The 15,725-nt window shown below is 60.5% G+C and carries 17 protein-coding genes; 8 read left to right on the forward strand and 9 right to left on the reverse strand.

Features of this window, described 5'->3' with window-relative positions:
* The first annotated feature begins 89 nt into the window (after window positions 1-89).
* Together fnr and DBP26_RS14760 are read left to right on the forward strand one after the other, a co-directional pair.
* Window positions 90-824: a fumarate/nitrate reduction transcriptional regulator Fnr gene (gene fnr, locus DBP26_RS14755; protein ID WP_108238433.1), complete on the forward strand. Its 735-nt coding sequence runs from the start codon at window positions 90-92 to the stop codon at window positions 822-824.
* A gap of 65 nt (window positions 825-889) precedes the next feature.
* Window positions 890-1,423: an adenine phosphoribosyltransferase gene (locus tag DBP26_RS14760; RefSeq protein ID WP_108238434.1), complete on the forward strand. Its 534-nt coding sequence runs from the start codon at window positions 890-892 to the stop codon at window positions 1,421-1,423.
* Between the two features lie 60 nt (window positions 1,424-1,483).
* Here the strand turns inward: DBP26_RS14760 and recR are convergent, their stop codons facing one another.
* The 4 genes from recR to dnaX all read right to left on the reverse strand — a co-directional run bounded on the left by recR (window position 1,484) and on the right by dnaX (window position 5,940).
* A complete protein-coding gene (gene recR, locus DBP26_RS14765; protein WP_108238435.1) occupies window positions 1,484-2,086 on the reverse strand; it encodes a recombination mediator RecR in 603 nt (200 codons plus the stop codon).
* A 66-nt stretch (window positions 2,087-2,152) separates the two neighbouring features.
* Window positions 2,153-3,181, reverse strand: a complete 1,029-nt coding sequence (locus DBP26_RS14770) for an NADP-dependent oxidoreductase (RefSeq protein WP_108238436.1) — start codon at window positions 3,179-3,181, stop codon at window positions 2,153-2,155.
* Between the two features lie 197 nt (window positions 3,182-3,378).
* Complete coding sequence (locus DBP26_RS14775) at window positions 3,379-3,705, reverse strand: YbaB/EbfC family nucleoid-associated protein (protein WP_108238437.1); 327 nt, start codon at window positions 3,703-3,705, stop codon at window positions 3,379-3,381.
* Window positions 3,706-3,771: 66 nt separating this feature from the next.
* Window positions 3,772-5,940 carry a DNA polymerase III subunit gamma/tau gene (dnaX, locus tag DBP26_RS14780; protein WP_108238438.1) on the reverse strand — a complete coding sequence of 723 codons (2,169 nt, stop codon included), beginning with the start codon at window positions 5,938-5,940 and terminating at the stop codon, window positions 3,772-3,774.
* A gap of 156 nt (window positions 5,941-6,096) precedes the next feature.
* On the opposite strand from dnaX, the gene DBP26_RS14785 reads away from it, so the two are divergent.
* The 4 genes from DBP26_RS14785 (at window position 6,097) to DBP26_RS14800 (ending at window position 9,960) form a co-directional block, all read left to right on the forward strand.
* Window positions 6,097-6,870, forward strand: coding sequence for a transporter substrate-binding domain-containing protein (locus DBP26_RS14785; RefSeq protein WP_108238439.1), 774 nt, complete (start codon window positions 6,097-6,099; stop codon window positions 6,868-6,870).
* Between the two features lie 112 nt (window positions 6,871-6,982).
* Window positions 6,983-8,701, forward strand: coding sequence for an acid phosphatase (locus tag DBP26_RS14790; RefSeq protein ID WP_108238440.1), 1,719 nt, complete (start codon window positions 6,983-6,985; stop codon window positions 8,699-8,701).
* 119 nt (window positions 8,702-8,820) lie between these two features.
* Window positions 8,821-9,000: a hypothetical protein gene (locus DBP26_RS14795; RefSeq protein ID WP_218565127.1), complete on the forward strand. Its 180-nt coding sequence runs from the start codon at window positions 8,821-8,823 to the stop codon at window positions 8,998-9,000.
* A gap of 123 nt (window positions 9,001-9,123) precedes the next feature.
* A complete protein-coding gene (locus DBP26_RS14800) occupies window positions 9,124-9,960 on the forward strand; it encodes a PhzF family phenazine biosynthesis protein (protein WP_108238441.1) in 837 nt (278 codons plus the stop codon).
* A gap of 92 nt (window positions 9,961-10,052) precedes the next feature.
* Here the strand turns inward: DBP26_RS14800 and DBP26_RS14805 are convergent, their stop codons facing one another.
* The 5 genes from DBP26_RS14805 to coaA all read right to left on the reverse strand — a co-directional run bounded on the left by DBP26_RS14805 (window position 10,053) and on the right by coaA (window position 13,709).
* Window positions 10,053-10,337, reverse strand: a complete 285-nt coding sequence (locus DBP26_RS14805; RefSeq protein WP_108238442.1) for an acyl carrier protein — start codon at window positions 10,335-10,337, stop codon at window positions 10,053-10,055.
* A gap of 129 nt (window positions 10,338-10,466) precedes the next feature.
* On the reverse strand, window positions 10,467-11,690 hold the full coding sequence (locus DBP26_RS14810; protein ID WP_158541440.1) for an MFS transporter: 1,224 nt from the start codon (window positions 11,688-11,690) through the stop codon (window positions 10,467-10,469).
* A 46-nt stretch (window positions 11,691-11,736) separates the two neighbouring features.
* Window positions 11,737-12,318 (reverse strand): TetR/AcrR family transcriptional regulator, encoded by a 582-nt coding sequence (locus DBP26_RS14815; RefSeq protein ID WP_108238444.1) that lies wholly within the window; start codon window positions 12,316-12,318, stop codon window positions 11,737-11,739.
* Between the two features lie 96 nt (window positions 12,319-12,414).
* Window positions 12,415-12,783, reverse strand: a complete 369-nt coding sequence (locus DBP26_RS14820; protein WP_108238445.1) for a Rap1a/Tai family immunity protein — start codon at window positions 12,781-12,783, stop codon at window positions 12,415-12,417.
* A complete protein-coding gene (gene coaA / locus DBP26_RS14825) occupies window positions 12,783-13,709 on the reverse strand; it encodes a type I pantothenate kinase (RefSeq protein ID WP_108238446.1) in 927 nt (308 codons plus the stop codon). The genes DBP26_RS14820 and coaA overlap by 1 nt, the downstream gene beginning before the upstream one ends.
* Window positions 13,710-14,067: 358 nt before the next feature.
* On the opposite strand from coaA, the gene DBP26_RS14830 reads away from it, so the two are divergent.
* Window positions 14,068-15,399 (forward strand): hypothetical protein, encoded by a 1,332-nt coding sequence (locus DBP26_RS14830; RefSeq protein WP_108238447.1) that lies wholly within the window; start codon window positions 14,068-14,070, stop codon window positions 15,397-15,399.
* 115 nt (window positions 15,400-15,514) lie between these two features.
* Complete coding sequence (locus tag DBP26_RS14835) at window positions 15,515-15,721, forward strand: hypothetical protein (RefSeq protein ID WP_108238448.1); 207 nt, start codon at window positions 15,515-15,517, stop codon at window positions 15,719-15,721.
* The last annotated feature ends 4 nt before the right edge of the window (window positions 15,722-15,725 follow it).

Below are 15,725 nucleotides of genomic sequence, written 5' to 3' on the forward strand. Positions count from 1 at the left end.
TCACGCCACGGAGGGCGCGTGCTGGTCGCAAGGACAGGCCCTGCGCTACCCTTACGACTAATGTGTGTTTTCTCACAAGGAATTACCCGATGTCTGAGCCAGTCAAACTGCGTGCTCATACCCAGGCTCACTGCAAGGATTGCAGCCTGGCCCCGCTCTGCCTCCCGCTGTCCCTGAACCTGGAAGACATGGACGCACTGGACGAAATCGTCAAACGCGGTCGGCCATTGAAGAAAGGCGACTTTCTGTTCCGCCAGGGCGACGCATTCGATTCGGTCTACGCCGTACGTTCCGGCGCCTTGAAAACCTTCAGCCTGAGCGATGGCGGCGAAGAGCAACTGACCGGCTTCCACTTGCCCAGCGAGCTGGTCGGCCTGTCGGGGATGGACGCCGAGGCCTACCCGGTTTCGGCGCAAGCGATGGAGACGACATCGGTATGCGAAATCCCCTTCGAGCGACTGGACGAATTGTCGGTGCAACTGCCGCAGTTGCGTCGCCAGCTCATGCGGGTCATGAGCCGTGAAATCCGTGACGATCAGCAGATGATGCTGCTGCTGTCGAAAAAGACCGCCGATGAACGCATCGCCACCTTTCTGGTGAATCTGTCAGCCCGCTTCCGCGCCCGCGGTTTTTCCGCCAATCAGTTCCGCCTGAGCATGTCGCGCAACGAAATCGGCAACTACCTGGGGCTGGCGGTGGAGACCGTGTCGCGGGTGTTTACCCGGTTTCAGCAGAACGAACTGATCGCCGCCGAAGGCAAGGAGGTCCATATCCTTGACCCCATCCAGCTTTGCGCGCTGGCAGGCGGTTCGCTGGAAAGCTGATATGACAGTCCGGTCCGGGCAGGCTTAAACTACGCTCTTTGTGTCGCCTGCCCAGGACCGCTTCGATGATCTTCGACGAATTCAGTTTCAAATCTCTGATCCGCCCAGTGGTGGACTTTCCCAAGCCAGGCGTGATCTTTCGCGACATCACTCCGCTGTTTCAGTCGCCCAAAGCGCTGCGACTGGTGATCGACAGCTTCGTGCACCGCTACATCGAGTCGGATTTCACCCACGTCGGCGCCATGGACGCGCGGGGCTTTCTGATCGGTTCGATCATTGCCTACGAACTCAACCGGCCGCTGGTGCTGTTTCGCAAGCAGGGGAAGCTGCCAGCCGACGTGCTGGCGGAAGGGTACCAAACCGAGTACGGCGAAGCGTTTCTGGAGGTCCACGCCGACAGCCTCTGCGACGGCGACTCAGTGGTGATGTTCGATGACCTGATCGCGACCGGCGGGACGCTGATAGCCGCTGCCAACCTCATTCGCCGAATGGGGGCCAAGGTGCATGAAGCCGCCGCCATCATCGATCTGCCGGAACTGGGCGGCTCGCAACGGCTGGAAGCGATGGAGATCCCGACGTTCTGCCTGACACGGTTTTGAATTCAGGCCCTCACGGGACGATCACCACGCGCCCATTCGGCGCAGTGCGCCGTGTGCCGCTCAAAGCTTGATGGGTTTGCGCCCCGCGAAGGAGTGGGCCAGCGTGCCGCCATCCACCAGTTCCAGTTCGCCTCCCAGCGGCACACCGTGGGCGATACGGGAGGTCACCAAGCCCTTGTCGGTGAGCATCTGGGCGATGTAGTGAGCGGTGGCCTCGCCTTCCACGGTCGGGTTGGTCGCCAGGATGACTTCGCGAAACGTGCCCTGCTCTTCGATCCGTGCCATCAATTGCGGAATCCCGATGGCCTCCGGCCCCAGCCCGTCCAGCGGCGACAAATGCCCCTTGAGCACGAAGTACCGCCCCCGGTAGCCAGTTTGCTCGACGGCATAAACGTCCATCGGCCCTTCCACCACACACAGCAGCGTGTCGTCGCGACGGACATCGGCACACTGTGGGCAGAGTTCATCTTCGGTCAGCGTACGGCACTGCTTGCAATGGCCCACGCCCTCCATGGCCTGACTCAAGGCCTGCGCCAGACGCGATCCGCCGCTGCGGTCGCGTTCGAGCAACTGCAACGCCATGCGCTGGGCGGTTTTCTGACCGACACCGGGCAGAATGCGCAGGGAGTCGATCAATTGGCGAATCAGGGGGCTGAAGCTCATCGAGGAAAAATCTCACGAAAACACGAGACGCGGTTTATACCCGCGCCTCTGACAAGCGTCAAACGCTCAGGACACCTTGACCACCAGCTTGCCGAAGTTCTTTCCCTCCAGCATGCCAATGAAAGCGTCCGGCGCATGTTCAAGGCCTTCCACGACATCCTCGCGAAACTTGACTTTGCCCTCCTTGACCAGAGGCACCATGGCCTGCATGAACTCATCCAGGCGATGGTAATACGCTTCATAGACGATGAAGCCCTCAACCCGCGCCCGTTTGGTCAACAGCGTCCGCATCAGCAGGGGCAAGTAATTGGGGCCGTCGGGCAGCCGTTGGGCGTTGTATTGCGCGATCAGTCCGCACAGTGGCACCCGGGCATGCTCATTGAGCAGAGGAATGACCGCTTCGAAGACCTTGCCGCCCACCAGTTCGAAATAAATGTCGATGCCACTGGGACAGGCTTCGCTCAATTGCTCGGCAAAATGTTCGCTGCGGTGATCGATGCAGTCATCAAAGCCCAGTTCGTCGATGACGTAGCGGCATTTATCGACACCGCCTGCCACCCCGACGACGCGTAAACCGTGGAGTTTGGCGATCTGGCCGACGACCGACCCTACGGCGCCCGATGCTGCGGCCACCACCAACGTTTCGCCAGCCTTGGGCTGGCCGATATGCATGAGCCCCATGTAGGCGGTGATGCCGGGCATGCCCAGCACCCCCACTGCCAACGACGGGCTGGGCAAATCCTTGGGCACAGGCAGCAGGTTTTTGCCATCCGACAGGCTGTGACTTTGCCACCCGGTCTGACCGACGACCAGGTCGCCCACCGAGAAGGCGGGATTGCGCGACTGCTCGACCACGCTCACCGCCCCACCCTCCATCACCGCGTCGATCTCGACCGGAGGTGCATAGGACGGCGCATCGCTCATTCGGCCACGCATGTAGGGGTCGAGCGAAAGGTAAAGCGTGCGCAGTTGGACCTGCCCATCTTGCAGGTCGGGCAGCGCTTCGCGCTCGAGTCGAAAGTTTTCCGGCGTGGGCGCACCCTGAGGGCGGGAGGCCAGAACAACGCGTTGGTTGAGGATCAATGCTTGCGACATCGGGAATGGCTCCTTGAATGGCTATAAAAAGCAGACCATGGGCGTTGGATGGCGTTCGGGCGGATGTGACCGATCACGACGTCCCCCTCCATGACGGCTCCCAAAGGAAAACGCCGCGCGCGTTTCCCTCCAAACCCCGGACACAAAAATGCCAGGCACTGGGCCTGGCATCGAGAGACAGTGCAACGCAGACGCGATCAGAACGGCAGCTTCATGCCCGGTGGCAACTGCATGCCCGCCGTCATGCCAGACATTTTTTCCTGGCTGTTCTGCTCGATCTTGCGCACGGCGTCGTTGACGGCGGCTGCGATCAGGTCTTCGAGGATTTCCTTGTCTTCCTGCATCAGGCTGTCGTCCAGGCTGACACGCTTGACGTCGTGACGACCGGTCATCACCACGCTCACCAGGCCAGCACCCGATTGGCCGGTCACTTCGGCATTGGCCAGTTCTTCCTGCATCTTGGCCATTTTTTCCTGCATTTGCTGAGCCTGCTTCATCAGGCCAGCCATGCCACCTTTCATCATGGGAGTTCTCCTCGAAAGTCGATGGTTCGTTGCAAGGCGCCAGTGGAGCTTAGCGCCTCACGGTCATTACGGGTTAACGGGCGCATCCACCGGAATGATGGAGTCTTCGCGAATGAACGCGCCGAACTGTTCCATCATCTGCTGAATGCATGGGTCGCTGTTGATCGACGCTTCAGCCTGACGCTGACGGTCGGCACGCCGTCGGGCAGCGGCCTGAGCCGGGGTTTCCTGTTCGGGCTTGATCAGCTCGATGGTCAGGTGGAGCGTCCGTTCATGATATTGGTTCAATGCCTCGTTCAGACGGCGCTGTTGCGTGGCGTTGAACAGCGCACTGTGCGCAGGATCCAAGTGCAGGAGCCAGCGGTCACCCTCGACGGAAATCAGGGTGCAGTTGGCGGCGATGTTGCCTGTCATGCCGGAAATCGGCAATTTGGGGAACAATTCCAGCCATTCCGCCGCAAGCCCCGTGGCGGGTTGGGCGGCAGGCAGCAACTCCGGCTCTTTTTCCACGGCCTCGACGGCATCATGCGCCAAGTCGTCCAGATAGGCGAACGACGCCGGGTCGATGTCGACATCCGGCTCGTAATAGTCGTCATCGGGAGGCGGCTCGTCGTCGCGCTGCATCGGCGCAGGCGCATAGGACGCGGCATCCGGCAGCGGGTCGAGCATCGCCGGTGTGACCACTTCAGCCGCGGCTTGCAGTTGTTCTGGCGAGGCCATTTCAGGCGCATCGGGCACGGGGCTGGCGGGCGCCGGTGCCGGCATCGGCGTCAATTCGGGCTGCTCGGCAACGGTGTCGAGCACTGGCTCGGGCACGTCCGGGACCAAAGGCTCCGTCACCGGCTCCGATTCAATTGCAGGTGCCGCAGCGACGGCGGGGGGCACCGCCTTGGGCTCATTCCAGGGCAAATCGACGTCATCCGGCGGAAGCGCCGTGCTATTTTCGGCCGCCATGACGGGGCCCGGCTCAGGCGCCACAGCCGCTACCGGTTGCGTTTCCATTGGCTCAGGTGCGGCAGCCCCAGCCGCCGCAGGCACGTAGGCAGGTGTAGAAGCCGAGGGCGCCGCGCCGGCCACCGCTCGTTGGGAATCAGCCGTGGCCGGGCTGATCCCCACTGACTTTAGCGGCTGCCGGGGGGCACCTTCGCTGTCGGCGGGCCGAAACGCCAGCATCCGCAACAGGACCATTTCGAAACCGCCACGCGGGTCGGGCGCCAGCGGCAGGTCGCGCCGACCGATCAGGCCCATCTGGTAGTAGAACTGGACGTCTTCGGCCGGCAGTGCCTGGGCCAGGGCCAGCACGCGGTCGCGGTCGCCATGACCGTTGTCGACCCCTTCCGGAAGCGCCTGGGCAATGGCGATGCGGTGCAGCACGTTGAGGATTTCCGACAACACGCCATTCCAGTCAGGGCCTTGCTCGGCCAGATGACGCACGGCCTCCAGCAGCGCACGGGCATCGCCGTCGATGAGTGCGGTCAGCACGTCGTACACCTGGCCGTGATCCAGCGTGCCCAGCATCGCCCGGACGTCGGCAGCCAGTACCTTGCCTTCGCCGAACGCGATCGCCTGATCCGTCAGGCTCATGGCATCGCGCATCGAACCGTCCGCAGCACGGCCCAGCAACCACAGGGCATCGTCCTCGAACGGAATGTTTTCCGCGCCCAGCACATGGGTCAAGTGCTCGACCACACGTTCCGGTGTCATGTTCTTCAGTGAGAATTGCAGGCAGCGCGACAGAATGGTCGCGGGCAGTTTCTGCGGGTCGGTGGTGGCCAGAATGAACTTGACGTAGGGCGGCGGCTCCTCCAGCGTCTTGAGCAAGGCGTTGAACGAGTGGCTGGAGAGCATGTGAACTTCGTCGATCAGATAGACCTTGTAGCGACCACGGCTAGGGGCGTACTGCACGTTGTCCAGCAGTTCACGGGTGTCCTCGACCTTGGTGCGGCTCGCGGCGTCGATCTCGATCAGGTCGACGAAACGGCCTTCGTCGATCTCGCGGCACACCGAACATTCGCCGCAAGGCGATGAAGTGATACCGGTTTCACAGTTCAGGCATTTGGCGATGATGCGCGCGATGGTGGTCTTGCCGACGCCGCGCGTGCCAGTGAATAAATAGGCGTGGTGCAGGCGCTGGCTGTCCAGCGCATTGATCAAGGCCTTGAGCACATGGGTCTGGCCGACCATTTCGCGGAACGAGCGCGGACGCCATTTACGTGCAAGAACCTGATAACTCATCGAAAACCGTCGCGACTGGGTTGCGGAAGACCGCTAATCCTAGCGGAGCGAGGCCAAAATTGCATCCGGGCAATCTGAGCGCCCGCGAATCGACAGACTGAGGCTAAACTGCCACCACTGCCCAATCGCTTCGTCATGCTCATATGAGGGACTTGAATGCGTCTGCTGGCACTGAGCACCATGTGGCTGATGACAGGGGCCGTAGAGGCCGGACAGGGACCGTTGCGGTTTTCCATCGCCGACGCCTGGGCGATGCCACTGGTGCAGATCGACGACCACCAGCCCACCGGTGGGATCATTTTCGACATCATGCAAAGCATGGCCGCCCACGCCAACCTCTCGGCGGAATACCGCGTTGTGCCTATCAAGCGCGTGCAACGCACGCTGGAACGCGGGGCGATCGATGTCCGCTGCTACGCCGCGCAATCCTGGATGCCCAACCTGTCAGGCGATTACACCTGGAGCCTGCCGCTGCTGATCCAGCGCGACCTGTTGATCAGCACCCCCGACAACGCCAGCCCGCGCGCGCCGGACTCCCTGACCAATGAGACCATCGGCACGGTTTTAGGGTACGCCTACCCGACGCTGCAGAAAGCGTTCGATGACCACCGCCTGGTCCGCGATGATGCGCGCAGTGAAGTCCAGGTCCTACAAAAACTTCAGATCCATCGCTATCGCTACGCGGTTGGCAACCAGTGGTCGCTGGATTGGTTCAACCGTAACCTGCCCGACGACCAGAAATTGCGCGGCGTGGCGGTGATCGACGAACAACCCGTGGGCTGCATCGTGCGCAACGACACCGACATTCCCGCCCAACGTCTGATGCGGATCCTCCTGCGCATGCGCATGTCCGGAGAGATCGACCGGATCATGAGCCGCTATAACACGGTGTCCGGTTTACCAGCGGATGGTCCTGCGGCGCCGCGATGAGGCGGATGCAGGGTCGGCGGCCCGGTAAGCTGTCGCACAACCGTCACACTCCGCGATTAGCCTCCGTCGACATAATGGGTAACACCGTTTCGACCCGCTGACAGGAACCGTGATGAGCGATAAACACATCCCCAACCCGCCTTCCGCCGAACCGATGCCCGCCAACGCCCCGACCGATGCCAGCCGTCGCCGCTTTCTCGGTGGCGTCGCGGTCCTTGGCGCGGGCGCCACGCTGAGCAGTGTGGTCACCGCCAGTGAGTCGGGTGGCCAGGGCCAGGCCGCCTCGCTGGACACCGCCCTCAGCGGCGCGGCGCTGGACAAAGCGTTGCAGGACAACATCAAGACCATCGTGGTGATCTACGCCGAGAACCGCAGCTTCAACAACCTGTTCGCCAATTTCCCAGGCGTGGAAAAACCCCTTTCTGCCGTCAAGCCAGAGGACTATCGCCAACGGGACCGCGACGGCAAGGTTCTGGACAACCTGCCCGTCTGCTGGGGTGGGGTGTGCCAGGTCGGTCCGCAGAGCATTGACGGCGTGAGCTACGCCACAGGGGTGCAATTTCAGGAAAACCTGCCCAATGCGCCCTACCCGCTAAAAGGACCGAACGGCGAAGACCTGCCGCTGGGTGTCGTGACCCGCGACCTATGGCACGTCTTCTATCAAAACCAGATGCAGATCAACGGGGGCAAGAACGACGGCTTCGTGGCCTGGGCCGACTCCGGCGGCCTGCCCATGGGCTATTACGGGCAAAGCCAGTATTCCCTGCGCCTTTGGGACGTCGCCAAGGAGTTCGTGCTTTGCGACAATTTCTTTCAAGGCGCCTTTGGGGGTTCGTTCCTCAATCACCACTACCTGATCTGCGCGAAGGCACCGTACTACCCGGACGCCGCCACTTCTCCAGCCAAATCGCAGATAGCATCTCTGCAAAGCGATGACCCGCTGGACTATCGCCTCAAGCCGCTGGAAAAATCCCCTGCCAGCGCCATGGTCGGCCCGCCGCAGTTCGGCCCCAGCGCCTTGACCCCGGACGGCTATGCGGTCAATACCATGGCCCCGCCCTATTGGCCGACCTGGCTGCGTGACAAAGACAAACCGGATTATTCGCAGCCGAACCTGGCCAACGTGCTGGTGCCACAGAGCCACGACCACATCGGCGACAAACTGTCGAAAAAGCACGTCGACTGGGCTTGGTACGCCGGCGCATGGCAAGTGACGCTGGATGCCTACAAGGATTCGACGGGCATTCCCAAGATCCCCAATTTCCAGTACCACCACCAACCTTTCAATTACTTCAAGCAGCAAGGCCCCGAGAACCCGGTCGAACGCAGCAAACGCCTGCGCGACGCAGGCCTGGGGGACGACTTCAGCACCAACCGTTTCTTCGCGGACGCTCAGGCGGGCAAGCTCCCCGCCGTCACCTTCTACAAACCGCAAGGCAACCTGAACATGCACGCCGGTTACGCTGATGTCGCTGCCGGAGACCGGCACATCGACCGCGCCGTGAAGATCCTCCGTGAAAGCCCGCAGTGGAAGAACATGGTGATCATCGTCACGGTCGATGAAAACGGCGGCTGGTGGGACCACGTCGCGCCGCCGAAAGGCGACCGTTGGGGACCCGGCACGCGCATTCCGGCCATTGTAGTGTCGCCGTTTGCACGCAAGGGGACGGTCGACCACACGGTCTATGACACCGCGTCGATCCTGCGCCTGATCACTCGTGTCCACAGTCTGGAAAAACTGGACGGTCTCAAGGAACGAGACGAAGCCATGATCGCCCGCGGACAGGTCCCTATGGGCGACCTGACCAACGCGTTGCATTTTCCAGCCTGATCAAGCCCTGCGTTGCAGAACGGCTCCGAGACGTTCTGCAACGTTTACCAGATTGACTCACCCGCTTGGGACGTATTCCTTCAGAACTTCATTCACTCTGCAGGGAAGCAGCACCATGAATGCCCCCCTTCTACATTCCGAAACGTCGCAAGACCACCGAACATCAATATCCCGCTGCGCGCATTCTGGGCCATCGGGATTTGTCACCCGACCTGAACAACGATGGAAAAATCACGCCCATCGAGTTCATCAAGGCGTGCCCGTCCTTCGATGTTGCGACTTGGCTCACGCAAAACTGATTGCCCTGCACCACTCGCCAAACCACACACATTTACCGAAATCGAGTGCACATCTGTGCATGTACAGCGCGGTCGCGGCTGCCTAGAGTGACCGCGCCCATTCGCACCATCGAGGAGAGTGCTATGCCGCAGACACTGAAGTTCCAGCAAGTCGACGTCTTTTCCAGCACGCCCACCGAAGGCAATCCGCTGGCGGTGGTCGGTGCTGCGGATGATATGACTGACGCGCAGATGGCCGCCTTCGCACGCTGGACCAACCTCAGCGAAACCACCTTTCTACTGCGTCCCACGCATCCGGACGCCGATTACCGCGTGCGCATCTTCACCACGACTCGGGAGCTGCCCTTCGCCGGGCATCCGACGCTGGGCAGTTGCTTCGTGTGGCTCGACAACGGTGGCGTACCCAAGGGGGAGGAAATCGTTCAGGAATGCGGCGCCGGGCTGGTAAGGATTCGCCGGGATGGCTCGCGCCTGGCGTTTTCCGCGCCGCCTCTGCTGCGCAGCGGGCCGGTGGAGACCGAAACGTTGCAAACCATCGCCTCGGGGTTACGCATCCCCGTCGAGCAGATCGTCGCCAGCCAATGGGCGGACAATGGGCCTGGCTGGGTGGCAGTCATGCTGGCCGACCGCGACGCGCTACTGGCGATTCGCCCCGACTACACAGCGTTCAAGGGCCTCAACGTCGGTGTGGTGGCCCCATGGACTGGAGCCGACGCGGAAGCCGATTTCGAGGTCCGCGCATTTACCGGCGACCTTGGCGCCGAAGACCCGGTCACAGGCAGCCTCAACGCCAGCCTCGCCCAATGGCTGATTCCCGCCGGTCTGGCGCCAAGCATCTACACCGCCCGGCAAGGCACGGCAATGGGGCATCGCGGGCGGATCAACATCAAACAGGTGGGTGAGCAGATCTGGATTGGCGGCGATGTGCAGCAATGCATTGAAGGTAAGTTGATGATTTAAAATATAACGGTCGATTCGTAACAGAGCGGGCACTTTAACCCGTTCTGTTTAAATTTAGTCATTTATTGTCTGGATCACTCACCACTTGGTAATTAATCGCCGTAATGATCATACTCATCTTCTAAGTCATCTTGAGATGACGGAGATTTCGACGCAACGAGATCGATAAGCTGTTTCACCGTTTGAGCCTTGAGATACTCATCATCGCCAATCGATATACCCATTTCCTTCTCCAAGTATAACCGGAGTTCAGCATGATCCGAATCATCAAGGTTCAAGTCCTCTATTAGTCTGGATTCGGGGTTTATTAACGTTCTATCAACTCTCTTGCCTTCCAGCCAATCGATCAACACATTCTCAATATATTGCCTGTCCATAGCACACCTCTAAATTTAGTTTGAGCTCAGCAACTTCCAAAGTATAAAGAACAAGACAGATCGCATTAGATTTTTTCGCGATTAAAGATATAGCATCGCCCTATCGCCCTATGTGTCATTCCACTACGATCAAACTTTGGAAAGTGTGGCGCTGGTCGCGCGTTGAAAGGCCTGTGACTCGCAAGGCAGTCGCATCGTTAGCAACGCCAACAACACCGCCACGACGCCAATCGCCACGTACACGCCAACGAATGAGCCATTGGCGCTGGCCAGCCAGCCGCCGCAAAAGTTGCCGATCATTCCGCCCACGCCCTGCATGATGTTGGCCACGCCGAACAGCGTCACGGCAAGCGCCGCGCTGCTGGCCATCTTCGAGACGTAGGCGGGAATAAGGCCGAAGATCGGGTAGAACGCCACCGCGAACAGCACGCCCGCGACCAGCGGCCAGTAACCGACCGGGTGCACGACGAGGACCAGCGCAGCCAGTGCGACGCAGACATAGACCAGTATCATCGTCAACCGCAAGCCGATGCGGTCTGACAGCCAGCCCACAGAGAGGCCGGCGAACATGCCAACGAAGCCGATACTCGCCCAGATCTGCGCGGTGTAGGTCACGTCAAAATTCAGCTCCGTCCGCAGGTAGGACGACAAGTAATTCTGAAACGGAAAAGTCGAAAAGCCGAGCAGGAAGTTCATCGCCCACACCGTCAGCACCCAAGGCTGCATCAGCGAGGAAACGCCGATACGTTTCGCAGGAACATTCGCGGCCGCTGCTTCGGGTTCGCGCGTGAACAACTCGGCTTTCCTGAAAGCCAACAAGACCGCAACAGCCAGCAGCATCGTAATGACGCCAACGATCCACCACACCGTCCGCCACTCCCCTCCAGGTGCGTAAATCGGCACCAGCAGGCTATTGATGAACACGCCATAGCTGGTGCCACTGGACACCAGCCCCATGGCCATGCCGCGGTACTTGAACGCAACCGAACGGGCGATCACAGCCACCATTGGCACGAACACCGACGCGGCAGTCCCGGCCAGCACCGTCAGCAAAGCGCCGATGAGAATCACATTGTGCGCCTGGGACAACCCCAGCAACGCGAGCGCGCACACCACGCCAGATCCGAAAATAACCCAGCCACCACCCACCCGCGCAGTCAACCAGGCCGCCAGCAACGCACTGACCATGTAGCCAAACTGGCCTGCCGCCGTGATGCTGCCCACGTAGGAAATGTCGAAACCCAGGCTGGCGCGCATGTCAGGCACCAGTTGAGAGAAGAGGTAGATACCGAAGCCGAATGTCGCGGCCACCAAGCCGGTGAGCAACATCACAATCAACGCATTGATACGCATCGTCAGCATCCTTTCGTCAATGAGAGGGGAACGTCACCTTGAAGGATCAAGCCGTGGGTTGAGCGGCCTCGATCAGTTCGGCGGCGAGGTCTTTGGCCAGTAGAAAAACGCTGTCGTCGTTTTCCAGCGCCCCTGTCAGAAATGCGCCTTCCAATAGCAAGAAGAGTCGCCGAACCAGCACGTCAGGACGTTTGAGCCCGGCCATCACCGCCAGGTCGAGCAGGTGCTGCTTCACCCCGGTTTTGTGCCGCTCCACTGCCAGACGCACCGGGTGGTTACGGTCAGGGAACTCGGCAGCGGAATTCACGTAAGGGCAGCCCCGCAAGCCACCTTCGCGCAGCCACTGCCGATGCAGATCGAACAAGCCCAGTAGCTTCTGCGCGGGAGACTCGCTGGCGGCCAGCGTTTGTTGTACAGCAGCCTCCCAGCGCTCATTGCGCTTGTCGAGGAACGCCACAATCAGCTCGTCCTTGGAGGCGAAATGCGCGTAAAGCGTCATCTTCGACATGCCCGCCGCCTCTGCCACCGCAGCAATGCCCGTGGCGTTGATGCCGTCTCGAAAGAACAGCTTCGAGGCGGCATCGATCAGCCGCTGATGATTAGCGCCAGCGTCGCGGGACGTCGCCATGGTATGACCTTGATCAGTGACTGTACTGACCGGTAAGGATAGCCCCCGAAGACAGACGCGCAATGCTCGGCCTCGGCTTCCCGACGAAGAGCATATTCAGCGGCAGGGGAAAGCGTTTTTCAGGGCAGCGACCACCAGTACCGATTCGTTGAGGTGCAGACTTTCCGGATGCTCTTCCAGTGACTGAACGACGATGCGCATCGACTGCACCATGGGAATCCCGCCGTCGGGCACGCAAACGAATTTCGGTGCGCCACCCGCCTCATGGAGAATGTCCAGTGTATCGATGGTGGCCTGCAGCACGCCGACACAATGGCCGACACCCACCGGATTCTTCGCCATGCCGCCATTCATGCTGTTGATGCCGTCCTGGCACTCCAGCAGCAATTTATTGCCATCGGCCAGAGCGGCGGTGCTGAAGCACAGGACCATGAGCACGAAGCCGCACAACGTGGACCGCATCATCAACGCAGCCACAGTTCCTTGACCGAGTGGTCTGCCGCCTTGCGCACCACCAGACTGGCACGCTCGCGGGTCGGCAGGATGTTTTCCAGCAGGTTCGGACGGTTGATCTCCCGCCAGATCTTGCGCGCGGCATCTGGCGATTTCTCCGGCGGCAGGTCGGCCAATTCACGGAAATAGGCGCCTCGCGCGCGGAAAGCAGTCCGTTGCAGCATGAGGAAGCGCTCGACGTACCAGCGCTCGATGTCGCCTTCGTCGGCATCCAGGTAAATCGAGAAATCGAAGAAGTCGGACACGATCGTCCCGGGCTTCTGGCCGTCGTTGCCTTCGGTTTGCAGCACGTTCAGGCCCTCGAAGATCAGGATGTCAGGCTGGCTGACCTCCAGAAACGTGTCCGGCACGATGTCGTAACTGATGTGGGAATAGACCGGGGCACTGATTTTGGCCACCCCCGCTTTCAGGTCGGAGAGAAACTTGACCATGCGCTTGCGATCGTAGCTTTCCGGAAAACCCTTGCGGTGCATGATGTCATCCGCCGCCAGCTTCGCGTTGGGATGCAGAAACCCGTCGGTGGTAATCAGGTCAACCCGAGGATGGTCGGGCCAACGCGCCATCAGTGCCTGGAGCACCCGAGCGAAGGTGCTTTTGCCCACCGCGACGCTGCCGGCCACCGCCACCACATAGGTCTGTTTTTTCGCCGGTCGGCCGAGGAATGTGTCCTTGATGCTGGCCAGATTGCGCGCGGCATTGACATGCAGGTTGATCAGGCGGGACAGCGGGAGGTAGATGTTGACGACATCTTCCAGGGAAATATCTTCGTTCACGCCTCGTAACGCCGCCAGGTCTTCTTCGGACAACGTCAGTGGCGTGCTGGCGCGCAGCCCCGCCCATTCCTTGCTGGTCATTACGAGATAGTCATCAGGCGCCATCTATAGCCTTCCAATCCAGGTGTCGGAATCGACAATGGTGCGAAGACTATCGTATTGACCCAAAAACCGGGCAGATTTCTTTGATTTCCCACGCTTTTATCGACGCGATGGCGTCGGGCTTGGCCTATGCCCAAGGTGTCCGACCGATTGCCCACAGATTCGCCATCGGGGACGGGACAGTTTCCAGATGTTGCCTACGGAGCGCGTGTCGGTCGGCCTACATCCAACCCTTCGGCCAGCCCCGATCATGACGCTGGTCGTGACAGGTTGTTTCCAATGGAGGCCGTGCGAATGCCGCCGCTCTACACCGCCGACGGCCTTGCCCTTATCGACCGATGAACACGGGATTGCCCTGGATATGCCGATCAAGCTGGAAATGAAAACCACCGACCCCGAGAAGATGGAGCTCGCCGTTCGCTACTGGGCGATGAGTGAAACCGGGGATTTCGTGGAAAAAGTAGTGGATCTGGTGCCTTTTCGTGACATCGTCCACAGCGGCACGTTGGCCGCGCATGTGCGGGAATGGTGTCGCGCTTACGACGAAAACCTGACCTGCCCTGATTGCGGTGCCTGCCGGGAAGTGACCAGCCGCTCCGCCGTCAAGAGGTTTCCGCAGAAGTCCCCCCTCCCCTGTTCCGACTGCAGGACGATACGCGAAAGAGAGCAACGCGAGGCCCGCGCTGCCGAAACCGCCGCGCTGGAGGCTCAATTGAGCGCCTACATCGCTCAGTTACCTTCCACGCCCATCGACTACCAACAACTGAGCGATGACCAAGCCTTGTTGCTGCTTGCGCTGAATGCCGCCCTGTCCCCGCGACTGGGCTCGGCAGCCTTCTGCGTGAGTGATTGCAAAGCGATCGCCCCGTTGGACGTCAGCGTCTTCATCGACAGGTTGCGCTGCGCAGACGCAATCCGCGAAGCGCCGCTCGACGCTTCTCCAGGCACTTACTACCTGCAGGACGGTGAACTGTGGTTTCAAAAGTCCTATGTCGCCTACCGCCTGGCTCCGGATATCCATTTCGGAGCAACCGACGAGGCTCTGTCGGTACTCATCGAACGGGAATATTCGGACACGTCCGCCCTGTTCGATCTCTGGCTGGACTTCGCCACGGCCGATGCCATGCGCTATTTCTTCGATAAGTGCACGGCGTTCAATCATGACGTGGATGTCGATCAGTTCAAGGAAATCAGAAGCACGCTGCGCGAAGCCTTGAAAACCTGGAGCGTGTCTCAAGTCTGGTTCGTGGCCTGGAAATGCGTGAAAGACGCCGCCAGCCTGGCGAGGCTGGTTTATTACTCCGAAGCCCGCGCCACGGCGACCCTCCCTGGGAAAATTCTCAGGGCCCTGGAAAAGGCAGAGAAAGACGAGACGAACATTCGCAAATGGGACCGCCCTGACCACCAGCCCTCGGGTACGCTGGGCATGCTGTTTACCGAGATGTTCGGCATCGATGAGGACACGCCTGGCAAAGAAGTCCTGAGCCGGCTCAAAGCCCTGCGCGCTGAGACATCAGCCGTCAGCCAAACAACGCCCCAGCCTGAACCGGTGCGGCGTTGGCTGAGTGAGGCGTTGATCAACGACAACGGCCCGCAGATGCTGCGTGAGCTGGTCGAGCTGACCCGCGAAGGCCATGACATCGACCACGCCATCGGCCTTCTGCTCGCATCCTGTACGGGATCGCACGCCTGAGAAAACGTCACCCCACGCGTGCGCCGAAAGAATCGCAGCGACGCTGCAAATAGATTGAACTCCCGCATCGCCTCTGGTGACGAATAGCCACTACTCACCAGCGGAGGCATTTTCGATGCGGCTCGAATCCTTGGCGTTGCGACTTCTGAATACCCTCACCGATGAGGTGGCGTCACGAGTTTCCCCGCTGGATTTCACCGCGCTGCTGTATCTCCGGGATCAGGGTTTTGCGCAAGTGTCGGTCGAAAATGGCTGTGTCGTGGCCGAGCGAACCCCCGCCGGCAAACGATTCGCCCATGACCGGGCTGGCCGACGCGCATGAACAG

It is taken from the genome of Pseudomonas sp. RIT409 (assembly GCF_003052515.2).
Taxonomy (GTDB): domain Bacteria; phylum Pseudomonadota; class Gammaproteobacteria; order Pseudomonadales; family Pseudomonadaceae; genus Aquipseudomonas.